This window comes from Bordetella sputigena (assembly GCF_965137885.1).
Classification (GTDB): Bacteria; Pseudomonadota; Gammaproteobacteria; order Burkholderiales; family Burkholderiaceae_B; genus Bordetella_C; species Bordetella_C sputigena.
Genome location: NZ_CBCSCA010000007.1, coordinates 223,952 through 245,902, shown reverse-complemented (window position 1 = coordinate 245,902; position 21,951 = coordinate 223,952). Strand labels below are relative to the sequence as shown.

Annotated in this window: 20 protein-coding genes; 13 read left to right on the top strand and 7 right to left on the bottom strand. The window is 66.7% G+C overall.

What is annotated here, in order from left to right:
• From ACNA0R_RS15835 to ACNA0R_RS15800, 8 genes are all read left to right on the top strand, one after another.
• Positions 1-816, top strand: a complete 816-nt coding sequence (locus ACNA0R_RS15835; protein WP_415826976.1) for an ABC transporter permease — start codon at positions 1-3, stop codon at positions 814-816.
• Between the two features lie 55 nt (positions 817-871).
• The gene (locus ACNA0R_RS15830; RefSeq protein WP_415826975.1) at positions 872-1,738 is read left to right on the top strand and encodes an ABC transporter permease; all 867 of its coding nucleotides are present in this window, start codon (positions 872-874) and stop codon (positions 1,736-1,738) included.
• Positions 1,735-2,727, top strand: a complete 993-nt coding sequence (locus ACNA0R_RS15825) for an ABC transporter ATP-binding protein (protein WP_415826974.1) — start codon at positions 1,735-1,737, stop codon at positions 2,725-2,727. Before ACNA0R_RS15830 ends, ACNA0R_RS15825 begins: the two co-directional genes overlap by 4 nt.
• 60 nt (positions 2,728-2,787) lie before the next feature.
• On the top strand, positions 2,788-3,609 hold the full coding sequence (locus ACNA0R_RS15820; RefSeq protein ID WP_415826973.1) for a phosphodiesterase: 822 nt from the start codon (positions 2,788-2,790) through the stop codon (positions 3,607-3,609).
• 121 nt (positions 3,610-3,730) lie between these two features.
• A complete protein-coding gene (locus ACNA0R_RS15815) occupies positions 3,731-4,864 on the top strand; it encodes an ABC transporter ATP-binding protein (protein ID WP_415826972.1) in 1,134 nt (377 codons plus the stop codon).
• Positions 4,846-6,138: an ABC transporter substrate-binding protein gene (locus ACNA0R_RS15810; RefSeq protein WP_415826971.1), complete on the top strand. Its 1,293-nt coding sequence runs from the start codon at positions 4,846-4,848 to the stop codon at positions 6,136-6,138. Before ACNA0R_RS15815 ends, ACNA0R_RS15810 begins: the two co-directional genes overlap by 19 nt.
• Before the next feature lie 91 nt (positions 6,139-6,229).
• Positions 6,230-7,093, top strand: coding sequence for a carbohydrate ABC transporter permease (locus ACNA0R_RS15805; protein WP_415827060.1), 864 nt, complete (start codon positions 6,230-6,232; stop codon positions 7,091-7,093).
• Entirely contained in the window at positions 7,090-7,887 is a 798-nt protein-coding gene (locus tag ACNA0R_RS15800; protein WP_415826970.1) for a carbohydrate ABC transporter permease, read from the top strand. Before ACNA0R_RS15805 ends, ACNA0R_RS15800 begins: the two co-directional genes overlap by 4 nt.
• A gap of 106 nt (positions 7,888-7,993) precedes the next feature.
• On the opposite strand, the gene leuA is transcribed toward ACNA0R_RS15800, so the two are convergent.
• The gene (gene leuA / locus ACNA0R_RS15795; RefSeq protein ID WP_415826969.1) at positions 7,994-9,709 is read right to left on the bottom strand and encodes a 2-isopropylmalate synthase; all 1,716 of its coding nucleotides are present in this window, start codon (positions 9,707-9,709) and stop codon (positions 7,994-7,996) included.
• 405 nt (positions 9,710-10,114) lie between these two features.
• Positions 10,115-10,834, bottom strand: coding sequence for a hypothetical protein (locus tag ACNA0R_RS15790; RefSeq protein ID WP_415826968.1), 720 nt, complete (start codon positions 10,832-10,834; stop codon positions 10,115-10,117).
• Between the two features lie 16 nt (positions 10,835-10,850).
• Here ACNA0R_RS15790 and rpoN point away from each other — a divergent pair, with 16 nt between their 5' ends.
• Together rpoN and ACNA0R_RS15780 are read left to right on the top strand one after the other, a co-directional pair.
• Complete coding sequence (rpoN, locus tag ACNA0R_RS15785; protein WP_462935916.1) at positions 10,851-12,272, top strand: RNA polymerase factor sigma-54; 1,422 nt, start codon at positions 10,851-10,853, stop codon at positions 12,270-12,272.
• A gap of 73 nt (positions 12,273-12,345) precedes the next feature.
• Positions 12,346-12,618 carry a (2Fe-2S)-binding protein gene (locus tag ACNA0R_RS15780; protein WP_415826966.1) on the top strand — a complete coding sequence of 91 codons (273 nt, stop codon included), beginning with the start codon at positions 12,346-12,348 and terminating at the stop codon, positions 12,616-12,618.
• Here ACNA0R_RS15780 and ACNA0R_RS15775 read toward each other — a convergent pair.
• Positions 12,564-13,499: a LysR family transcriptional regulator gene (locus ACNA0R_RS15775; protein WP_415826965.1), complete on the bottom strand. Its 936-nt coding sequence runs from the start codon at positions 13,497-13,499 to the stop codon at positions 12,564-12,566. The two genes, ACNA0R_RS15780 and ACNA0R_RS15775, sit on opposite strands and share 55 nt — an antisense overlap.
• A gap of 120 nt (positions 13,500-13,619) precedes the next feature.
• Between ACNA0R_RS15775 and ACNA0R_RS15770 the strand changes: the two genes are divergently transcribed.
• Together ACNA0R_RS15770 and bfr are read left to right on the top strand one after the other, a co-directional pair.
• Positions 13,620-14,534, top strand: a complete 915-nt coding sequence (locus ACNA0R_RS15770; RefSeq protein WP_415827059.1) for a DMT family transporter — start codon at positions 13,620-13,622, stop codon at positions 14,532-14,534.
• Between the two features lie 271 nt (positions 14,535-14,805).
• Positions 14,806-15,282, top strand: coding sequence for a bacterioferritin (gene bfr / locus ACNA0R_RS15765; protein ID WP_415826964.1), 477 nt, complete (start codon positions 14,806-14,808; stop codon positions 15,280-15,282).
• A gap of 5 nt (positions 15,283-15,287) precedes the next feature.
• On the opposite strand, the gene ACNA0R_RS15760 is transcribed toward bfr, so the two are convergent.
• The 4 genes from ACNA0R_RS15760 to ACNA0R_RS15745 form a co-directional block, all read right to left on the bottom strand.
• Entirely contained in the window at positions 15,288-15,977 is a 690-nt protein-coding gene (locus ACNA0R_RS15760; protein WP_415826963.1) for a hypothetical protein, read from the bottom strand.
• A 10-nt stretch (positions 15,978-15,987) separates the two neighbouring features.
• Positions 15,988-17,601: a peptide chain release factor 3 gene (locus tag ACNA0R_RS15755; protein WP_415826962.1), complete on the bottom strand. Its 1,614-nt coding sequence runs from the start codon at positions 17,599-17,601 to the stop codon at positions 15,988-15,990.
• 89 nt (positions 17,602-17,690) lie between these two features.
• A complete protein-coding gene (locus ACNA0R_RS15750; protein WP_415826961.1) occupies positions 17,691-18,320 on the bottom strand; it encodes a LysE family transporter in 630 nt (209 codons plus the stop codon).
• Positions 18,321-18,408: 88 nt separating this feature from the next.
• Entirely contained in the window at positions 18,409-20,058 is a 1,650-nt protein-coding gene (locus ACNA0R_RS15745; protein WP_415826959.1) for a DEAD/DEAH box helicase, read from the bottom strand.
• 294 nt (positions 20,059-20,352) lie between these two features.
• Here ACNA0R_RS15745 and ACNA0R_RS15740 point away from each other — a divergent pair, with 294 nt between their 5' ends.
• Positions 20,353-21,951, top strand: a complete 1,599-nt coding sequence (locus ACNA0R_RS15740) for a YdgA family protein (protein WP_415826958.1) — start codon at positions 20,353-20,355, stop codon at positions 21,949-21,951.

Below are 21,951 nucleotides of genomic sequence, written 5' to 3'. Positions count from 1 at the left end.
ATGGCGCGCCGCGGCTGGATGAGCTTCGCCGCGCCCGCCGCGGCGCTGTTCCTGGCGTTCTGGCTGTTGCCGATGGCGCGCCTGGCGGTCACCGGATTCAGCGAGCGCGACGGCGCCAGCGCCTACTGGACCGTCATCACCCATGCGCAGTACTGGCGCAGCCTGTTCAATACGGCCGCGCTATCGCTGGCGGCGTCGATCGCCACGCTGGCGGTGGCGCTGCCGGCGGGGCGTTTCCTGGCGGCGCATCCGCGCTTCCCGGGGCGTGGGCTGCTGATGGGCATGCTCACCTTTCCGCTGGCCTTTCCCGGCGTGGTCGTGGGCTTCCTGATCATTCTGCTGGCCGGCCGGCAAGGCATGGCCAGTACGGTGTCGCGCTGGCTTACCGGCGAGCCATTGGTGTTCGCCTACGGCATGGCGGGGTTGTTCCTGGGCTATCTGTACTTTTCCCTGCCCCGTACCATAGGCATGGTGGCGGCGGCGGCTTCGCAGGTGGATCCGGCGATGCTGGAGGCGGCAGGCACGCTGGGGGCCGGCGCGTGGCGGCGTTTCATCGACGTGGAATTGCCCGCGCTGCGACCCGCGCTGGCCGCCGCGGGCGCGATGTGCTTCGCCACCAGCATGGGCGCTTTCGGCACGGTGTTCACGCTGGGCACGCAGATCGACGTGCTGCCCGTCACCATCTACAACGAGTTCACCAACTACGCCAACATCCCTGTCGCCGCGGCGCTGTCCATCGTGCTGGGCGGCGTCACGTGGGCGATCCTGTACCTGGCCCACAGCCTGTCCGGCGAACGCGCCGGCGCGGCGGCCTGATCGATTGCGCAATGGGAGTACGCAATGACTATGCAAACCCGCCTCGAGGACGTCCATGCGGCCATCCAAGCTTGAATCCCGCCTGGGCCTGTGCGCGACGCTGGCCATCGCCGCCTTCCTGATCGGTCCCGTCGTCATGTCCGTCCTCGCGGGCCTGACCCGCAACGGTTTCGTCGGTCTGTCCAGCGGCCTGACGCTGCGCTGGGTGGAACAGGTGTGGGATCTGTATTCGGACACCGTGTGGCGGTCGCTGGCCGTGGCGCTGGCGACGCTGGCGGCCTGCCTGGTCGTCGGCGTGCCGGCCGCCTGGGCGCTGAGCGCGCATCGCGGCCGCCTGGCCGGCGCTTTCGAAGCGCTCCTGACACTGCCGGTGGCGGTGCCGGGCCTGGCGACCGCGCTGGCGCTGATCGTTTCCTGGGGCTCCTACGGCGCGCTGCGCGGCAGCGTCGCCTTCATCGTTATCGGCCACGTGCTGTTCACGCTGCCTTTCATGGTGCGCGCCGCGCGGGCCAGCATGACGCTGGCCGGCCTGGCCGTGCTGGACGAGGCCGCCGCCACGCTGGGCGCCACGCGCGCGCAGCGCTTTTTCCACATCGTCGTGCCGAACGCCATGCCGGGCATCCTGACCGGCGCGCTGACCGTGCTGACGCTTTCGGTGGGCGAGTTCAACCTGACCTGGCTGCTGCACACCCCGTTGACCAAGACCTTGCCCGTCGGCCTGGCCGACAGTTATGCGTCCATGCGTCTGGAAGTGGGCTCGGCCTATACCCTGGTATTCCTGCTGATGATCATGCCTCTGCTGCTGGGCCTGCAATGGTTCGCCGGACGCGCGACAGCCACCGACGGCGCGGCCGCGCGCCGTCGGCCATCGCGCTTCTCCACCGTGCCTTCTTCCGCGTTCACCACCAAGGAAGCGCCATGACCGCGCCTGTCGCCATCACCCTGCGGCAATGCGCCAAGACCTGGCCCGACGGCACGCGCGCCCTGCATCCCGTCGATCTCGAAGTGGAAGGCGGCACCACGCTCGCGCTACTCGGTCCGTCCGGCTGCGGCAAGACCACCCTGTTGCGCATGATGTGCGGCCTGGAGTCGCCTGACGCCGGTGGCCGCATCTGCTTCGACGACGAAGACGTGACCGCGCAGCCGCCGCAAGCGCGCGGCGTCGGCGTGGTCTTCCAGAACTACGCGCTGTTTCCCAACATGACGGTGGCGGGCAACGTGGGCTACGGCCTGCGCGTGCGCGGCATGCCGGCGGCCGAGCGCGATGACCGCGTGCGGCGGATGCTGGATCTGGTGCGCCTGGGCGAATACGCCGGACGGCGCATCGGCCAGCTGTCCGGCGGCCAGCGCCAGCGTGTCGCGCTGGCCCGCGCGCTGGCCATGCAGCCGCGCGTACTGCTGCTGGACGAGCCCCTGACCGCGCTGGACGCCAAGCTGCGCGAGCAGCTGCGCGTCGAATTGGCGCAGCTGCTGCGCGAGCTGGCGATCACCACGGTCATCGTCACGCACGATCAGGAAGAAGCCATGATGCTGGGCGACCGCATCGCGGTCATGTCGGCCGGCCGCCTGGAGCAGACCGGCAGCGCGGAATCGCTGTATCGCGCGCCGGCCACTGCCTTCGTCGGCGGTTTCCTGGGCACGCTGTGCCGCGTCAGGGCAGGCCTGCGCGACGGCATGCTGGTGCCCGGCGAAGCGGACATCGCCTTTCGGCCGCACGAAACCGAATTGCAGCCCGCGCGCGATGGCGTCCTGGCCGGCGGCGTCGTCGCGCGCTTCTTCCTGGGCTCGGCCGTGCGCCTGGAGATACGCCTGGATGACGGCCAGGTGTTTCCCGTCATGGCGCCGGCCGACAGCGCGCATGCCATCGGCGACCGCGTCGCGGTGAAGCTGCCGCGGCCGTTGCCGGCCTGATGTTCCACCGATACCACCATCCACCCATGCTGTTTACCCAGGACGCTTGCCGTACCAGACATGCTTATTGCCCAGCTCAGTGACCTGCACATCCGCCTGCCCGGCCAGAAGGCCTATCGCGTGGTGGCCACCGATGCCTATCTGCCGCCCGCCGTCGCCGCCATAAACGCGCAACGTCCGCGGCCCGATATCGTGATCATTTCCGGCGACCTGACCGATTTCGGCCGACCCGCCGAGTACGCGCACCTGAAACACATGCTGGACGCGCTCCAGACGCCCTATCTGCTGCTGCCTGGCAATCACGACGACCGCGGCGTACTGGCCGAGGTGTTCGTCGAACATCCTTCGCTGCGCGGCTGCGATGGCTACGCGCAGTATGTCGTCGACGACTATCCCATGCGCATCATCGTGCTGGATACGGTGGTCCCAGGGCAGAGCCATGGCGCGCTGTGCGCGCGCCGCCTGTCCTGGCTGGCGGGACGCCTGGCGGAACAGCCAGCGCGGCCGACGGTGGTGGCCATGCACCATCCGCCATTCGCCACCGGCATCGGGCATATGGATGCCATCGGCCTGTTGCAGGGCGCCGATGAACTGGCGCGCATCATCGGCCGGCACGGCAACGTCGAACGCATCCTGTGCGGCCATCTGCATCGCAGCATCTACCGTCGCTATGCCGGCACCATCGCGTCCACTTGCCCCAGTCCGGCCCACCAGGTGGCGCTGGACCTGCGCCCGGACGCGCCTTCGGCCTTTGTCATGGAGCCGCCGGCCTACATGCTGCACGAATGGCGCGACGGCGGACTGGTCAGCCACCTGGCCTACATCGGCGACTATGCCGGGCCCTATCCCTTCCATGAGGACGGCGGCCTGATCGACGAATGACGGCGATCGGCGCGCCCCGCTGCAACGGTCCCGTCATGTTCGCACTGCACAATGAAAAGGATTTCATGCACGCCACGTTTGCAGTCAAAATAGGCCGGTCGCAGACGAGGACCGAGGGGAAATGGCAGCCATCGTTCTGGAACAGCTGACGAAGCGGTACACCGATACCGCGGCGGTCGATACCGCGGCGGTCGACACCGCGGCGGTCGGTATCGCGGCGGTCCGCGACATCGATCTCACCGTGCCGGCGGGTAGCTTCACGGTGCTGCTGGGGCCGTCCGGCTGCGGCAAGTCCACCACGCTGCGCATGATCGCCGGCCTCGATACGCCGACCTCGGGCCGCATCCTGATCGGCGGCCGCGACGTCACGCATCTGCCGCCGGCGCAGCGACGCATCGCCATGGTGTTCCAGTCGTACGCGCTGTTTCCGCACCTGACCGTGCGCGAGAACATCCTGTTCGGACTGAAAGTGCGCAAGGAGCCGCGCGCCGACCATGCGCGCCGACTGGCTCGCGTGGCCGAACTGCTGGGGCTGGAAAAACTGCTGGACCGCAAGCCGGCGCAGTTGTCCGGCGGCCAGCAACAGCGCGTCGCCCTGGGCCGCGCGGTGATTTCCGAAGCTCCCGTATGCCTGATGGACGAGCCGCTGTCCAACCTGGATGCGCAGCTGCGCCACGATATGCGCCGCGAGATCCGCTCGCTGCAGCGCCAGCTGGGCATCACCATGGTCTACGTGACGCACGACCAGACCGAAGCCATGAGCATGGCCGACCAGATCGTTCTGCTGCGCAACGGCGCGGTCGAGCAGTGCGACACGCCCGACGCGCTGTATGCGCGGCCCGCCACGGAATTCGCCGCGCGCTTCATCGGTACGCCGCCGATGAATCTGCTGTTGCTGGATAACGTCGGCGGCACGCATGTGGTGGCCGGCACGGGCGAGCCCGCGGTCCTCGGCGCGCCGTCCAATGCGGCGCGCCTGGGTGTGCGGCCCGAGCACATCCGGCTGGCCGCGCAGGGTCGCGCCGCCATCGTGCAAGGCGTGGAATATTTCGGCGCGGATTCCATCGTCACCTGCGCCGTCGGCGCCAACGCCGGCATCGCCGTGCGCCTGACCGGACACGCTACCGTCGCCGCCGGCGACCGCGTCCACCTGGACTGGGCGCCCGAATGCCAGCATTTCTTCGACGCCCAGGGCCTTGCCGTTTCCCCATGCCCTCTCCCCACCTGGAAGCCACTATGCGACGCACCGTATTGAAAAGCCTTGCCGCCATCATGGCCGGCGCGCTGTTTGCCCTGCCCGTTCACGCCCAGCAGGCCGTGGACGTGGAGTTCTACTATCCCGTGGCGGTCGGCGGTCCCATCACCAAGATCATCGACACCATGGTGGCGGACTTCCACAAGGAAAATCCGGACATCAACATCAAACCGGTGTATGCGGGTACCTACCAGGACTCCATCGCCAAGGTGCTGACGGCGATGAAGGGCGGCCAGCCGCCGCAGCTGGCGGTGCTGCTGTCCACCGATATGTATACGCTGATCGACGAAGACGCCGTAGTGCCCATCGACGGCCTGGCCAACGATGCGGCCGGCAAGGCCTGGCTGGGCGGCTTCTATGACGCCTTCATGCAGAACAGCCGCACTGGCGGCCATGTCTGGGGCGTGCCCTTCCAGCGTTCGACCATCGTCATGTACTACAACAAGGACCTGTTCAAGGCGGCGGGTCTGGACCCCGAGCATCCGCCGGCGACCTGGCAGGAACTGGTCGACGCGTCGGTCAAGCTGACGAAGAAGGATGCCTCCGGCAACGTCACGCAATGGGGCCTGGAAATCCCCTCGGGCGGCGCCTTCGCCTACTGGCTGTTCCAGGCGCTGACCACGCCCAACGGCGCCATCCTGATGAACGAAGCCGGCAACCAGGTGATGCTGGACAAGCCCGCGGTGGTGGAAGCCGCGCAATTCTGGCGCGACCTGTCGGTCAAGCATGGCGCGATGCCCACGGGCACCATCGAGTGGGGTACCACGCCCAAGGACTTCCTGGAGAAGAAGGCCGCCATCGTGTGGACCACGACGGGCAACCTGACCAACATCCGCGCGAATGCCAGCTTCCCCTTCGGCGTTGCGATGATGCCCAGGAAGGTGCGCGGCGGCAGCCCCACCGGCGGCGGCAACTTCTATATCTTCAAGAGCGGCACGCCGGCGCAGCAGAAGGCCGCGCTGAAGTTCGCGCAATGGGCCACCTCACCCGAGCGCGCCGCCGACTGGAGCATCGCCACTGGCTACGTCGCGGTCACCCCCGCGGCGTGGGACACGCCCAAGATGAAGCAATACGCGCGGGAAGTACCGGCCGCCGCCGTGGCGCGCGACCAGCTCGCCGTCAGCGTGGCGGAGTTTTCCACGCATGAGAACCAGCGCGTGACCAAGGTGCTGAACGACGCGCTGCAAGCCATCCTGACCGGCGCCAAGCCGGCGCAGCAGGCGCTGACCGACGCGCAACGCGAGTCGGATCGCATCCTGAAGCCTTACCGGTGAGTTTGTCGTGCGCGTGGCTCGCTCCTTGAAAGTGGCGGGCGCCGGCAACGCCGGCGCGCGGCCGGTCGCGCCAGCCACGGCGGCGCAGCGGATGAAGGCGGTCCACGCCTGGCTCCTGCTGCTGCCGGCGGTGGTGCTGCTGGCCGCCTTCACGCACTTTCCCGCGGTCGCCACGCTGTGGCATAGCTTCTTTTCCACGCCCAAGGGCCGCCGGCCCGCGGTATTCGTCGGCCTGGATAACTACCGGGCCATGCGCGACGACCCGGTGTTCTGGCAGGCGCTGTGGAACAACCTGTGGTTCGCCCTGGGCACCGTCCCGGCCGCCGTCGCGCTGGCCCTGGCGATGGCGCTGTGGGTCAACCGTAAACTGGCCGGGCGCGGCTTTCTGCGCCTGTCCTATTTCACGCCCACCGTGCTGCCCATGGTGGCCGTCGCCAACATCTGGCTGTTCTTCTACACCCCCCAGTACGGCCTGATCGCGCAGGTCATGCAGGCCTTCGGCCTGCCCGGCGTGAACTGGCTGGGATCGCGCGAAACCGCCTTGCCCGCGTTGATGGTGGTCTCGGTGTGGAAAGAGGCCGGCTTTTTCATGATCTTCTATCTGGCCGCGCTGCAAGGCGTATCGCCTTCGCTGCGCGAGGCCGCCATGCTGGAAGGCGCGTCGCGCTGGCAGTACTTCTGGCGCGTGCTCTGGCCGCTGCTCATGCCCACCACCTTGTTCGTCGTCGTCAACGCCCTGATCAACGCGTTCCGCCTGATCGACCACGTTGTCGTGATGACGCGCGGCGGCCCCGACAACGCCAGCACGCTGCTGCTTTTCTACATCTACCAGGTGGGCTTCAGTTTCTGGGACACCGCCTACGCGGCCACCTTGACGGTGGTGCTGCTGGGCGTGCTTGGCTTGGCCGCGCTGCTCAAGTTCCGCTGGCTGGACAAGAGGACGCATTATCAATGAAGCGGCTCGATACCGCCGGCGCGTGGCTGCTGGGCATCCTGTGGATACTGCCGCTGTTCTATGCGGCGTGGGCTGCCTTCCACCCGCCTGCCTACGCCACGCGCTTCGACCTGTTCGCGCCACTGACGCTGGAGAACTTCGCGCGGGCCTGGGACGCCGCGCCGTTTCCACGCTACTTCCTGAACACCTTTTTGCTGGTCAGCATGGTGCTGGCGGCGCAGCTGGTGCTGTCGACCATGGCGGGCTATGCCTTCGCGCGTTTCCACTTCCGCGGCCGCGATGCATTGTTCCTGCTGGTGCTGCTGCAGTTGATGGTGATGCCGGACGTGCTGATCGTCGAGAACTACCGCACCATGAGCTGGCTGGGTATACGCGATACCGTTTTCGCCATCGGCCTGCCGTATTTCGCCTCGGCCTTCGGCATCTTCCTGCTGCGGCAGACCTTCAAGACCATCCCGCGCGAACTGGAAGAAGCCGCGCGCGTGGAAGGCGCGAACGGTTGGCAGATCCTGATGAAGGTATACGTGCCGCTGGCGCGGCCCACCTATATCGCCTATGGCCTGGTGTCGGTCAGCTACCACTGGAACAACTTCCTGTGGCCGCTGATCATTACCAACTCGGTCAATACGCGTCCGCTGACCGTGGGCCTGCAGGTGTTTTCATCCACCGACCAGGGCATAGACTGGTCGGTCATCACCGCGGCGACGCTGCTGTCCGCCGCGCCTTTGCTGATCGCCTTCCTGCTGTTCCAGCGCCAGTTCGTGCAGTCCTTCCTGCGCGCCGGAATACGTTGAGCCTACGCTTATAAGGCGACGCCCCGCATCGCCGCGGGTTAAAGCCAATGCCACGGCTTTTCCTGGCGGCTGGCGGGGGCGCTTCGTAGGATCCGGTCCGCGCGCCTCAGGCGGCGACCGTTTCCTTGGACGCCGCGTCTTGCGATTCGGCGTTGGCGCGCAGATGGCGGTTCACCGCGCACAGCACGGCCTGGAAGGAGGCCGTCACGATATCGCGATCGACGCCGACGCCGAACCCCGTGGCCGAATCGCCCACGCGTACCTCGATATAGCTGGCCGCCCGGGTGTCCGACCCGGCGCCTATCGCGTGTTCGTGGTAATCCATGACGCGCGCCGGCATGCCCAGCGCAGCCACGAAGGCTGAGATGGCGCCGTTGCCTTCACCGCTGATCGTGCGGCGCTCACCGTCCACCTCGACATCCGCTTCCACGCGGAAATGGCGCGATTCCGCCGCCGACGGATCGCCGACGATGCGATGGCCGATCAGCTTCCAGGGCGCCTTCTGGTCCAGATATTCCCGCTTGAAAATATCGTAGACGTCGGTCGCCGTGACCTCGCGGCCCGTTTCGTCCGTGACGCGCTGGATCGCGCGGCTGAATTCGATCTGCAGGCGGCGCGGCAACACCAGGCCATGTTCCTGTTCCAGCAGATAGGACACGCCGCCCTTGCCGGACTGGCTATTGACGCGGATTACCGCGTCGTAGCTGCGGCCCAGGTCCGCCGGGTCGATGGGCAGGTAGGGGACTTCCCATACGGCGTCGGGTTGCTGTTGCGCAAGACCCTTCTTGATGGCGTCCTGGTGCGAGCCGGAGAACGCCGTGAAGACCAGATCGCCCGCATAGGGATGGCGCGGATGCACGGGCAGCTGGTTGCAGTATTCGGCGCAGCGGCGTACTTCGTCGATATCGGAAAAGTCCAGGCCGGGGTGCACACCCTGCGTATACAGGTTCAGCGCCAGCGTGACCAGATCCACGTTGCCGGTGCGCTCGCCGCTGCCGAACAGGCAGCCTTCGATGCGATCCGCGCCCGCCATGACGGCGAACTCCGCGGCGGCGACGGCGGTGCCACGGTCGTTATGCGGATGCACGCTCAGCACGATGCTGTCGCGGCGAGCCATGTTGCGGTGCATCCATTCGATCTGGTCGGCGTACAGATTCGGCGAGGTCGCCTCGATCGTGGCCGGCAGGTTGACGATCATTTTGTTCGCCGGCGTCGGCTGCCAGACGGCGCTGACCGCGTCGACCACTTCCAGCGCGAACTCCGGTTCGGTCGTACTGAACACTTCGGGCGAGTATTGGTAGCCCCATTGGGTTTCAGGGCGGCGGGCCACGGCGGCTTTCACGAGCTCGGTGCCGGTGGTGGCGATCTTGCGGATCTCGTCCTTGCTCATATTGAAGACGATCTTGCGGAACGCCGGCGCCACCGCGTTGTACAGGTGGACGATCGCGCGCCGCGCGCCCGCGGCCGCTTCCACCGTGCGCTGGATCAGGTCTTCGCGCGACTGCGTCAGCACGATGATGACGACGTCGTCCGGAATGCGCTTTTCGTCGATCAGCTTGCGCACGAAGTCGAAGTCCGTCTGCGACGCCGACGGAAAGCCGACCTCGATTTCCTTGAAGCCGATCTTGACCAGCTGATCGAAGAAGCGCAGCTTGCGTTCCACGCTCATCGGCTCGATCAAGGACTGGTTGCCGTCGCGCAGGTCGGTGCTCATCCAGATCGGCGGCTGGGTGATGCGGCGGCTGGGCCAGGTGCGTTCGGCGTAGTCCTGCTTGAACGGCGCGAAGGGACGGTATTTTTGTGCGGGGTTGGCGAGCATCATCGGGGTACCTTTAGGCTGGTAGCACGAATCCCGGTGCGCGGCGCCTGTACGGCGCTATCGCTGCTGCGTCTGCCTGGCGGCATCGTCCGCGTCGCGGCGATGGGCCTGATCAGGCAGTCTGGCCTGGCCAGCGGGATTCTTGATCAAAGGGAAAGACGTTGTGGCGCAACGGCTGCCGAACTGCCACGGGACGCTAGGCCCGGCAACCGATCGGTAGCAGTAGCGATAGCGCCAGCGCGCGGCCGCCGATCCCCGGCGCGGAGCGCAAACCGCCCATCGGCGCGCGGGAGCGTCCGGTGGTCATCGCGAGAGAGATGCGGTTAGCGGCCATGGGATATGATGATGGGCAAGCCGTAAGTCAACCACATTTCGGTGGATGACGCAAACGCCTTGCCGTTGAATCCGTTATTTGATGGGACCGATGCGCGGCTCGACGGGGCCGTCGGCGGCGACGCCGGCACGTACGCCCCGGCGGTGTTCGCCCAGCAGTTCCCCGCCCAGCGGTGCGGCGCGATCCGGACGACCCAGGCCGGCGCGGCCGCCGCGGTCGGGCCGGGCCACGGCGTCGCCGCGGTCCACGCGACCGGGGATCACGGCGGGCATGCCCAGCAGCGCTTCCTGTTCACGCACCATGGCGATCTTGGCGATCCGGCCGTGGCGCAGTTCCCAGAGCGTGCGTTGCAAATCTCCAACAGTAAATGGCTCGTCGCGGCTGCCCCAGCTCCAGCGCATGACGCCGATGACTTCATCGCTCAGTTCGCCAGCGAGCTCGGCGAAGGTATCCGCCGGCACCGTCCGCAGGCGCGCGGCCTCCATGTTGGCGCGCAGCCAGCCGCGCACCGCGAAGAACACGATCAGGGTCCAGACCAGGGCCACCGCCCACCACAAATAAGGATTGATGCGGTTCAACAGCTCGATCGTCGAGGCGCCCAGAGGGTGCAGGAACTGGTAGTCCAGGGTGGCGCCGAAGGCCAGGATGCGCTGCGCCACCAGCAGCCAGATCACTACCGCCACGGCGATGACCACCGCCCGCAGCACCAGCCGTGGAGAGGACAGTTTCAGCAGCGTCTGGCGGATCAGACGGCCGTCCTGGCGTACGCGTTCGGGCGAAGTCGTATTCATCATGCAAAATATTGTACCTATGACTCGTCACGCCTTAGAACTCCGGCCGGGGCAGCACCTTGCCCTGACCCCACAGCTGCAGCAGTCCATCCGGATGCTGCAGTTGTCGACGCTCGCCCTGGAGGCGGAGATCTCCCAGGCGCTGGACGAAAACCCGCTGCTGGAGCGCGACGAGGAGCCGGCGGCCGAGGATATCGACCCCAACCGCGAAGAGTCCGCGCATGACGACGACGCGCCGCCGGAGCGCGAGACCGGGGTGGACGAAATGCCCGGCGCCAAGGGCGTGCATTCGGACGACGACGGCGATATGCCCGAGGCCGCGCGCGGGGAAACGCTGCGCGAACACCTGCTGGCGCAGCTGGCGCTGACACGCGCCAGCCACCGTGACGCGGTCCTGGTCGCCCTGCTGATCGACGAACTGGACGACAACGGCTATCTGGGATCGCCCCTGGAGGAAATCCTCAGCTGGCTGCCAGCCGAAATCGAGGCGGACGTCGACGAGCTGCGGGCCGCGCTGCGCCTGTTGCAATCCTTCGATCCGCCGGGCATCGGCGCCCGCGATATGGCGGAATGCCTGGCCCTGCAGCTACGCGAACCGGACCTGGCCGCCTTGCCGGAGGCGGCCGACCCGGCGGTGCTGGCCTGTGCCCGCACCATCTGTGCGGAACACCTGCAACTGCTGGCGGCCAGCAATCCGGCGCGGCTGCGCGAAGTCCTGCCATGCGATGACGCCACGGTGCGGGCCGCCCGCGCCCTGATCCTGAAGCTGGACCCCCGGCCCGGCCGCCGCTGGACGGTACCGGTCGCCGACTATGCCATTCCGGACGTGATCGTCCGCAAGACGCGCAAGGGCTGGCGCGTGGTGTTGAACAGCGCCGCCATGCCGCGCCTGCGCATCAACGGCGTCTATGCGCAGATGCTGGGCAACCAGCGCGAAGCCAGCCACGCCGCCCTGCACGCGCAGCTGCAGCAGGCGCGCTGGATGATCCGCAACGTGGAGCAGCGTTTCGACACCATCCTGCGCGTGGCGCAGGCCATCGTCGACCATCAGTCGGCTTTCTTCAGCCAGGGGCCGTCGGCCATGCGGCCGCTGATCCTGAAAGACATCGCCGGCGAGCTGGGGCTGCATGAATCGACGATTTCACGCGCCACCACGCAGAAGTACATGCTTACTCCGTTCGGCACGATGGAGCTCAAGGACTTCTTCGGGGCGGGCGTCGCCACCGATAGCGGAGACGCCGCTTCCGCCACGGCGGTGCAGGCCCACATCAAGCGCCTGGTGGCGGAGGAAAACCGCGCCAAACCGCTGTCGGATAACCAGCTCATGCTGAAATTGGCCGAACAGGGGATCGTCATCGCCCGCCGCACGGTGGCCAAATACCGTGAGGCCATGCGCATCGCGCCGGCCTCTGTGCGCAAGGCCCAGGCATCGCTGCGGTAGCTGGACGGCCGTTCAACGGCGTCCCTGCTTTTTCTAGTTGCCGTAATGCGAATAATTTTCGATAATTATTCTCATGTACGTTTGTGTCTGCAACGCCATTACCGAACGCCAGGTCCGCGCCGCCGTGGACGAAGGCGCCGCCACGCTCGACGATCTGCAGTTCGAGCTGGGTGTCGCCACGTGCTGCGGTACGTGCGCCGCCACTGCCGTGGAATATCTGCCCGGCGGCCGCTGCTCCAGCGTCTGCGAAGCGCGCACGATGACCCATGCGGCCGCGGTGCCCATCGCCGATCAAAGCGGTTCGGCCGCCAATGGCTTCCCCATCCCTATCGTAGCCGCCGCCTGAGCGCCACGCGGTGCCGCCGCCGGCCCGCGCTGCCGCTCGCAGAACCGGCGCAGGATGGCGGCCATGTCGTGCGCGCTGTCCGGCGCGCCGGGATGCGCCACCAATGCCAATTCCGTTGCTTCGATAGCCGGGAAGGCATCGTCCAGCAGCGGGCAGCCCGCGCCCAATCCCTTCAGACCCTGTTCGTCCAGTATCGACACGCCCAATCCGCCGTGCAGCGCTGCCTGGATACCGGGCAGGTTGGGGCTTTCGTAGACAATGCGCCAGCGGCGTCCGGCGCGCTCCAGCGCGTGGATGGCCCGTTCCCGATACAGGCAGCCGGCCGGCCGCATCACCAGCGGCACCGCCAGGTCGCCGGCCGGTATGGCATCGCGGTGGCCTACCCAATGCAGCTGTTCCGGCCAGGCCGCGATGCAGGATTCGCCATCCGGCTCCCGTTTCAGCAGCACAACGTCCAGGTCTCCTTGCGCCAGGGCGAACCGCAGCCGGAAGCTCAGGTCGCAGCAGACGGACAGGCGCACGTCGGGGCGCGACCGGGCAAAGGCGCTGACGATCTCCGTCAGCGCCGGCACCGCCAGGTCATCGGGCAGGCCCAGGCGCACCGCCTCCGCCCGCGCCCCTTTGCCGACCGTGTCCGTCAGCTCGTTGGCCAGCGCCAGGATGCGACGCGCATAGCTGAGCAGACGCTCGCCGTCCTCGGTCAGCAAGGCCTTGCGCCCTTCGCGGCGGAACAGGGCGCAGCCCAGTCTTTCCTCCAGTTTGCGGATCTGCTGGCTGACCGTGGACTGCGTCCGGTGCACCCGTTCGCTGGCGCGCGTGAAGCCCCCCGCGTCCACCACCGAAACGAAGCTGCGCAGTAGATCGATATCCGGCACGGACATTCTCCCATCGATTTTTCGAATACTTTTGATGGGAATAAAGAATTTGTCAATGGATGAAGGGCGAAACACAATCGGGTCAACCGTTCCGAAGTCGGGTGACTGATTCGCCCTGGGTTCATGATGAAAACACTACATGCGGTGTCCACCGCTCCGGCCACCTCGGCTCCCCCTGTCGCGTGGGGGCCTATTGCCCTGTTCTGCCTGTTGTGGAGCTCCGCCTTTGCCGCCGCCAAGATCGCGCTGCGCGACTGTCCGCCGCTTACGCTGCTGACGGTGCGCTTCCTTATCGCCGCCGTGCTGATGGTAGGCCTGGCGGGCGTGACCGGCGGCTTGCGGCGCCTCGGATGGCGGCAGGGGGGCATGCTATGCCTGCTGGGCGTGCTGAATAACGCGGTGTACCTGGGCTTGAGCTGGACCGGCATGATGACCGTATCGTCCGCCTTCGCCGCCGTCATCGTCAGCACCAACCCCCTGTTGATCGGCGCGCTGGCCGGCCCGCTGCTCGGTGAACGCGTGGGCTGGCGCAAGGTGGCTGGCTTGTGCCTGGGCCTGGTGGGCGTGGCCCTGGTGCTGCGGTCGCGCCTGACCGGCGGCCAGGAGGACATTCATGGCACGCTGCTGGTGGTGGCCGCGCTCGGTGCGCTGGTGGCCGGTACGCTGCTCTACAAGCGCCACACGCCCAGCAGCAATATCTGGCTGGCCACCGGCGTGCAATCCCTGGCCGGTGGCCTGGCCCTGCTGCCCTTTGCCTGGATCTACGAAGCGCATCTGCCTATCAGCTACACCGCGTCCTTGTTCTGGAGCATGGCCTACATGGTCGTCGCCATTTCCATAGGTGGATTCGGCCTTTGGTTCCTGATCCTGGCGCGCTCCAGCGCCACGGCGGCCAGCGCGCTGCATTTCCTGATGCCGCCGCTGGGCCTGTTGTTCGGCTGGGCGGTGCTGGCCGAGCCGGTCGCCGTCATGGACCTGGTCGGCATCGTCCCCATTGCGCTTGGAATCTGGATGGCCACGCGGCCCGCGCGGCCCGTGTGATGGCGTCGCGCGCCGCCGACGCGGGCCTGTTGAAGGCGGCTCGTCCGCGCCGCCCGGCGCGGGCGTGAGGGCCGATAAACGGAGGCTTGAAGACCGGTCGATGCGGCGTCGACGGCATGCCTGCTGCGGGCCTTGTACGCCGACTCATTCTCATTGCGTTGCTGTTTACGCTTTCAGATAGCGCTCGCAAAGCGATTCACCATGTGCACGCCAGGGGTATGCTGGCGCGCCGCTGGATGGTAGTCTGCCGGGATTCAGCAAGGAGTCCATCATGCAAGGCGACAAAACCGTCATCCAATTTTTGAACAAGCAATTGACCAACGAGTTGACGGCTATCAACCAGTACTTCCTTCATGCGCGCATGCTGCGCCACTGGGGGCTGAACAAACTGGGCAAACATGAATACGAAGAGTCCATCGGCGAAATGAAGCACGCCGATCGGCTCATCGAACGTATCTTCATGTTGGATGGTCTGCCGAACCTGCAGGACCTGCACAAGTTGCTGATCGGCGAAGACGTGCCGGAATTGCTGTCCTGTGACCTGAAGCTGGAACAAGCCGCGCAGGTGACCCTGAAGGACGCCATCGCGCATTGCGAATCCGTGCGCGACTACGTGTCCCGCGATCTATTCCAGGACATCCTGGACGATACCGAAGAACACATCGACTACCTGGAAACGCAGATCGGCCTGGTGGATCAGGTGGGCTTGCAGAACTATCTGCAAAGCCAGATGGAAGTGTCGGAGTAAGCCGTTTACGGGCGATGCGGGCATTCGGGGATGCTTCCCCATGCCTGATTGGGCGCGCAATACTTATTGCGCGCATTCCACGCGCAGGTGGGACGCTCGAAGAAACCCGCGTCCGCGCACTGCGCCAGTTCACGCCGCAAGGCATCCTGCCAACCCTTCTGGCCGGCGCCGGCCGAGGCCTGCTGTTGCGGGGGCGGCATATCGACCGACTGCACGATAGGTTGCTGGCTGACGTTGCGCGATGCCTGGATCTGCGCATATTGCTGCGCGGATTGCGCGGTCTGCGCCTGCTGGGTCGCCAGGTCCAGCGTCGTGACGTCGCTGCCCCCGGCCGGTAGCGCCGACTGGGTGGCGGCCGCGATCTGGCGCGCCTGGTCCATGGAAATACTGTCGCGGGAAATCATGACCGACGGGTCTTTCACGGTGTCGAACAGCGAAACCGTCGCGACCGTCCAATTGGTGCCGGTCGGCCGATCGGGCACGCCCAGGGTGCCGTCGATACGGGGCTGCGGCGGCTGCGCCGTGTAGGGCCGGCCGTCCGCGTCCAGGATGGGTTCCTGATTGGTATCCGTTTCGTTGGGCGCGCGCGTGGCGGTGGGCGCATGCGCCACCAGCCAATCACCGAACTGGATGCCGCCCCACGCGGAAGCGGCCAACGCCACCAGCAGTGTTGCGAACAATACTCGCCAAGACATTCTCAACCTCTTAAGCCTGGGCCTTGTCGCCAAACACCCGCCCGCCGTGCTCCCGCATCGCGTGGAACTTCACATCCGGATACAGTTCTTCCGCGACACGCAGCTGCGCGGGCGAGCCGATCAGAAACGCGGCCGCGTCCACCACATCATAGGCGATATGGGCTGCATTGGCATCCATGAACTTTCGCAGGGCGCGGGGGTCTTCCGACGTAATCCATCGTGCCATGGTGTAACGCGATGGCATTAGCCTGGCATCGACGCCGTACTCGGTTTTCAGCCGATGCTGCACCACTTCGAATTGCAGCTGGCCGACCGCGCCCAGCAGCATGGCGCCGCCCGCCGCGACGGGGCGGAATACCTGGATGGCGCCTTCTTCCCCCAGCTGGGCCAGCCCCGTCCGCAGCTGCTTGGTACGCAGGGGGTCCTTGACTTCAACAGCCTGGAACAATTCCGGCGCGAAGAAAGGCAAGCCCGTGAACTGCAGGATTTCGCCTTCGGTCAGCACGTCGCCCAATTGCAGCACGCCGTGGTTGGGAATGCCGATCACATCGCCGGCATAGGCCTCGTCCAGCAATTCGCGCCGTTGGGATAGAAACGACACGACGTTGTTGGGCCGCATTTCCTTGTTGGTACGGCAGACCTTCAGCCGCATGCCGCGTTCGAAACGGCCGGAGCTGACGCGCACGAAGGCGACGCGGTCGCGGTGCGCCGGATCCATATTGGCCTGCACCTTGAACACGACGCCGGTGAAGCGTGGCTCGTCGGGCTGCACCACGCGCTGCAGGGCGGGCCGTGGACCTGGCCGCGGAGCCAGCTCCACCAGCGCGTCCAGCACTTCCTGCACGCCGAAGTTGTTGATGGCCGAGCCGAAGAACACGGGCGTCTGCTTGCCGTCCAGGAAAGCCGGCGCGTCGAAGGCCGGTGCCGCCTCGGTGATCAGGCCGATTTCCTCGTGCGCCTTTTCGAAGGCGCTGCCGAAGCGGTCGGCGATCGCCGGATTGTCCAGGCCCTGGATGAACTCGTCATCGTCGCCGCGCCGTTCCTGTCCGGCGCGGAAGATGCGCATGCGGTCCTGGCGGATGTCGAAGACGCCGCCGAAGGTTTTGCCCATGCCCACCGGCCAGGAAAACGGCACCGCGTCCATGCCCAGATGCGCCTCGATCTCGGCCAGCAGGTCCAGAGGCTCGCGGACTTCGCGGTCCATCTTGTTGATGAAGGTGATGATGGGCGTGTTGCGCGCGCGGCAGACCTGCAGCAGCCGTTTGGTCTGCGGTTCCACGCCGTTGGCGGCATCGATCACCATCAAGGCGGCATCGACGGCCGTCAGCACGCGATAGGTGTCTTCGGAAAAGTCCTGGTGGCCGGGGGTGTCCAGCAGGTTGATGACACTGTCGCGATACTCCATCTGCATGACGGACGAGGCCACCGAGATGCCGCGCTGCTTTTCGATCTCCATCCAGTCGGAAGACGCGTGCCGGCTGGCCTTGCGCGCCTTGACGCTGCCGGCGATCTGGATCGCGCCCGCGAACAGCAGCAGTTTTTCCGTCAGCGTGGTCTTGCCCGCGTCGGGGTGCGAGATGATGGCGAAGGTGCGTCGCCGCGCGACTTCTTTTTGGATATTCATAGACGATTGATTTTACAGGCGCGCCTGGCGCGGTGTTCCGGCTGGGGCGAGTGTCCGAGCGTGCCCATCGTGCCGATCACGCTCCCGCGCTATTGCGCGCGCCGGAAGCAGGCGAGCAGCACCCCGGCCGCCATGAACAGGCTGCCGAAAGCGCGGTTCATCCACTTGATGTGCACGGGGCTGCGCAGCAGCCGCAGTACCTTGGCCGCCAGCAGCGTGTAAAAGCCCATGGCCACGGTGTCGGTCAACGCCATCGTGGCGGCGATCGCGGCGTATTGCGCGCCCAGGGGCCGGGCGGCGTCGATGAACTGCGGCACGACGGCCAGCAGGAACACCGTGCCCTTGGGATTGCTCGCATTGATCAGGAAACCGCGCAGGATCAGGGCGCGCAGCGATTCCTGGATGGGCGCGGCGCCATCCAGCGTGACCGGCGCCGCCTGCGCGCGGAACTGACGCCATCCCAGGTAGATCAGGTAGGCGACTCCCAGGTACTTGACCACGGCGAAAGCGGTTTCCGAGGTGGCCAGCAGCGTACCCAGGCCGATGCCTACCACCGCCAACTGGAACATGATGCCCAGTATCAGGCCGGCGGTGTTCCAGTAGCCGCGCGCGAAACCATGGCGCAGCCCGGACGTCATGGCCGAAAGCGCGCCGGCGCCGGGCGAAAAGGATATCGCCAACGCCGCCAGCAGGAAGGTCAGCCAGGTGGATAAAAGCATGGGGGTTCCTTTGCGCGGTCGCGCGGTCCTGGGCCGCGCCGGGTAGAGTGAGTCGCGGCGCACAAGGCGCCGCGGCTCGCGCTGGGCCTTATTTCGACAGCAGGGCCGAGCGGCGTGCGCCGCCCTGGCCTATCGCGGGACGCGGCGCCGCCGTGCGCGCGGGCTGTCCGCCCGCCGAACCGCCGGGACGACCGTCGTGCGCGCGGCGCTGGCCGTTGCCCGTGGCAGGGCGATCGCCATGCGCGCCATGGCCATTGGCTCCACGCGCGCCGCCGGTGGAGCGGTGTTCGCCGTTGCCGCCGTTGCCATTACCGCGGGCCGCGCCGCCGGCACCGTTGCCATTCGCGTGGCTCGCGCGGCGATCGCCGTTGCCGGCCGCGCGCTGGCCGCCCGCGGCCCTGCCGCCGTCACGGCCGACGCCCTGCGCCGAACCCGGGGTTGCCGCGCGGCGCGCGCCGCCGTTGGCATCCGCCCCGCGTCCGCCGCCGCCATTACCAGGACGCGAGCCGGCCCGGCCACGGCCGCCGCCACGCGGGCCGCGCGAGTCGCGCTCGTCGTCATCGTCCTCGGGTTCGCGCACCGCCGTGGGAGAAGGCGTCCAGCCTTGCACTTCCACGCGTTCGATGGGCTTGCGGATCAGCTTCTCGATGGCCTTGAGCAACTTGATCTCGCTGGGGTCCACCAGCGAGATCGCGGCGCCCGTGGCGCCCGCGCGGCCAGTCCGGCCGATACGGTGCACGTAGTCTTCCGGCACATTGGGCAGTTCGAAATTGACGACCTGGGGCAATTGATCGATATCCAGGCCGCGCGCGGCGATGTCGGTGGCCACCAGTACGGCGACGCTGCCCGACTTGAAGCCCGCCAGCGCGCGCGTACGCGCCGCCTGGCTCTTGTTGCCATGGATGGCCGCGGCGCTCAGCCCGTCCTTGACCAGCTTTTCGGCCAGGCGGTTGGCGCCGTGCTTGGTGCGCGTGAATACCAGCACCTGGTGCCAGCCGCTTTCGCGGATGATGTGGCTGATCAGGTCACGCTTATGGTGCTGCTCGACCAGGTGCATGGTCTGGGCGACCAGTTCGGTGGCGGTATTGCGCGGCGTTACCGAGACCTCGCCCGGGTCGTTCAACACGCCGCGCGCCAGCGTGCGGATCTCATCGGAGAAGGTGGCGGAAAACAGCAGGTTCTGACGCTGCTTCGGCAGCAGCGCCAGCACCTTGCGGATGTCGCGGATGAAGCCCATGTCGAGCATGCGGTCGGCTTCGTCCAGCACCAGGATTTCCACGCCCGACAGGTCGACGGTTTTCTGGCCCGCATGGTCGAGCAGGCGTCCCGGCGTGGCCACCAGGATGTCGAGGGGCTTCTTCAGCGCGGTGATCTGCGGATTGATGTTGACCCCGCCGAACATCACCATGGACGTCAGCGGCGTGTGCTTGCCGTAGGTCTGCACCGATTCCTCGACCTGCGCCGTCAGTTCGCGGGTGGGCGTCAGGATCAGGCAGCGCGGGCGGCCGGGCTTGCGCAGCGCCGGTTTGGTCTGCATCAAACGATGCAGGATGGGCAAGGTGAAGCCGGCGGTCTTGCCGGTACCGGTCTGGGCGGCGGCCAGCAGGTCGCCGCCTTGCAGCACCAGCGGAATGGCCTGGGCCTGGATAGGGGTGGGCGCGGTGTAGCCGGTTTCGGCGATCGCGCGCAACAGGGAATCGGCCAACCCGAGGTCGGCGAAAGAAGATTTGACAGTCAAGTACAACTCCAGCGGCAGCCTGTCGCTCAAGTTGAGTGACTCCAATCCAGGCGGACGGTAAGGAGGAAAAGGAAGCGGCCCGTGGGACGGTCCCAGGGGCGCAGCACGTCGGCGAATGCCGCATGGCGCGGTGTGCGGATTGGCACTGCACACAAGACGGATTGTACCGTACTTGCAAAATAGGGCCGGTATAGTCCTGTAACCCTTTTTCCGCGCCCGCTTCGGCGGCGTCATGGGGAAAGCCCGGGGCCGCTACCTATAATCCCGCCTTTGTCCAGCGGAAGAACCAGCATCATGAAAAAAGCAATCGGCGTGGTCGCGGGCGTTGTGGTCGTGGTCGGAGTCGCCTGGACCGCGGGGGCCTGGTATACCGGCAAGCGCCTGGAAGATATCGCCCGCCAGCAGGTCGCGGAAGGCAATACCAAGCTGCAGACCCTGTTCCCCGGAGGCAAGGTCGCGCTGGCGCTGGAAAGCCTCGATCGCCACGTCTTTTCCACCGACATGGTGGTGCGCGTGCGGGTGCACAGCGATGCGACGGGCCAGACGCCGGCTCGCGAGGACCAGATCGATATCGCCTCCCATGTCGGGCATGGCCCCTTCCCCCTGCAACGCCTCAAGCGCCTGCAACTGGCGCCGGTCATGGCGGCCGGTGAGTTCCATCTGCAGGACAACGATACGGTGCATGCCTGGTACGAGCTGACCAAGGGCGTCGCACCGGTGTCCGGCGACACGGTCGTCTCATACAACCAGGCGGTATCCGGCACCTTGCGGGTGGAACCCGTCAAGCTGGCGCGCGATGACGCGGCGCTGGACTTCTCCGGCCTGACCATGGATTACAGCCAGGACGCCGGCAAGCATGTGCGCGCCGACGGCGCCATCGATAGCATCACCTTCAAGGCCTTGAAGGGCGAGGCGCCCGGCCAGGTCGAGGTCACCGGCGTGACGTTGAATTCCGATATGCGTCCCGGCCCCGCCGATCTGCAAGTCGGCAACACGGCCCTGGGCGTCAAGCGCATTGCCTTGGCGGTGGCCGATTCCGCCCCTGTCGTGTTGACGGGATACAAGCAGCGTACCGAAATCGCGGAAGACAAGGGTCTGCTGGGCGTGCACGCGGCCTATGACGTTGCCATGATCAATGTGGGTGGCAGGGACATCGGTATGGCCCAGGTCTCCCTGGGCGCGAAAAACCTGGCGCCGGATGCCATCAAGTCCCTGGCCAATCTGTATGGCCGGCTGTGGTCGCGGGCCATGGACGAGACGCAGGCCAAGGACGACGCCACCGTCGTGCCGCCGCGGCCCGAGCTGACGCCGGAAGAGCAGGCGCTGGCGCTGTCGGCGCGCGATGCGCTGCTGGCGGCCAATCCCAATATCTATATCGATCCCATCCTGTTGAAGGGCGCGCAAGGCGAGGCCCGCTTCACGCTGAATGTGGATCTGGCCAAGCCCGAGAAAGCCGACCTGCCTATGGACGAACGGATCGCCCAGACCTTGCGCAAGCTGGACGCACGGCTTTCCATCGCGCAGCCGCTGGTGGCGGATCTGCTGGCCCAGAACATGCAGCGCGACGGCATGGACGCGGCGGCGGCCAACGCCCAGGCGCTGGCCCTGACGGCCATCATGGGCAAGGCGGCGGCCTCGTCCGGCTATGCCACGGTGCAAGGCACCGATATCGTCTCGACCCTGCATTACGCCGATCGCATGGTGGACCTGAACGGCAACAAGATGCCCCTGGACCAGTTCGCGGGCATGGTGCTGCAGGGCGTGATGGGGCTGATGGCGCAGCCGGATGCGGATGAGCCGGATGAAGGCGATCCCGATGCCGACGAGCCGGGCGACGAGGAGCCCGATGCGCAAGGCCAGCAGCAAGCGCCTGGCGCGGGCCTGCCGCGCTGA

Coding starts and splice junctions, on each gene's coding strand:
- ACNA0R_RS15835 (WP_415826976.1), top strand. CDS start 1: ATGGCGCGCCGCGGCTGGATGAGCTTCGCCGCGCCCGCCGCGGCGCTG.
- ACNA0R_RS15830 (WP_415826975.1), top strand. CDS start 872: ATGCGGCCATCCAAGCTTGAATCCCGCCTGGGCCTGTGCGCGACGCTG.
- ACNA0R_RS15825 (WP_415826974.1), top strand. CDS start 1,735: ATGACCGCGCCTGTCGCCATCACCCTGCGGCAATGCGCCAAGACCTGG.
- ACNA0R_RS15820 (WP_415826973.1), top strand. CDS start 2,788: ATGCTTATTGCCCAGCTCAGTGACCTGCACATCCGCCTGCCCGGCCAG.
- ACNA0R_RS15815 (WP_415826972.1), top strand. CDS start 3,731: ATGGCAGCCATCGTTCTGGAACAGCTGACGAAGCGGTACACCGATACC.
- ACNA0R_RS15810 (WP_415826971.1), top strand. CDS start 4,846: ATGCGACGCACCGTATTGAAAAGCCTTGCCGCCATCATGGCCGGCGCG.
- ACNA0R_RS15805 (WP_415827060.1), top strand. CDS start 6,230: ATGAAGGCGGTCCACGCCTGGCTCCTGCTGCTGCCGGCGGTGGTGCTG.
- ACNA0R_RS15800 (WP_415826970.1), top strand. CDS start 7,090: ATGAAGCGGCTCGATACCGCCGGCGCGTGGCTGCTGGGCATCCTGTGG.
- leuA (WP_415826969.1), bottom strand. CDS start 9,709: ATGATGCTCGCCAACCCCGCACAAAAATACCGTCCCTTCGCGCCGTTC.
- ACNA0R_RS15790 (WP_415826968.1), bottom strand. CDS start 10,834: ATGATGAATACGACTTCGCCCGAACGCGTACGCCAGGACGGCCGTCTG.
- rpoN (WP_462935916.1), top strand. CDS start 10,851: ATGACTCGTCACGCCTTAGAACTCCGGCCGGGGCAGCACCTTGCCCTG.
- ACNA0R_RS15780 (WP_415826966.1), top strand. CDS start 12,346: ATGTACGTTTGTGTCTGCAACGCCATTACCGAACGCCAGGTCCGCGCC.
- ACNA0R_RS15775 (WP_415826965.1), bottom strand. CDS start 13,499: ATGTCCGTGCCGGATATCGATCTACTGCGCAGCTTCGTTTCGGTGGTG.
- ACNA0R_RS15770 (WP_415827059.1), top strand. CDS start 13,620: ATGAAAACACTACATGCGGTGTCCACCGCTCCGGCCACCTCGGCTCCC.
- bfr (WP_415826964.1), top strand. CDS start 14,806: ATGCAAGGCGACAAAACCGTCATCCAATTTTTGAACAAGCAATTGACC.
- ACNA0R_RS15760 (WP_415826963.1), bottom strand. CDS start 15,977: ATGTCTTGGCGAGTATTGTTCGCAACACTGCTGGTGGCGTTGGCCGCT.
- ACNA0R_RS15755 (WP_415826962.1), bottom strand. CDS start 17,601: ATGAATATCCAAAAAGAAGTCGCGCGGCGACGCACCTTCGCCATCATC.
- ACNA0R_RS15750 (WP_415826961.1), bottom strand. CDS start 18,320: ATGCTTTTATCCACCTGGCTGACCTTCCTGCTGGCGGCGTTGGCGATA.
- ACNA0R_RS15740 (WP_415826958.1), top strand. CDS start 20,353: ATGAAAAAAGCAATCGGCGTGGTCGCGGGCGTTGTGGTCGTGGTCGGA.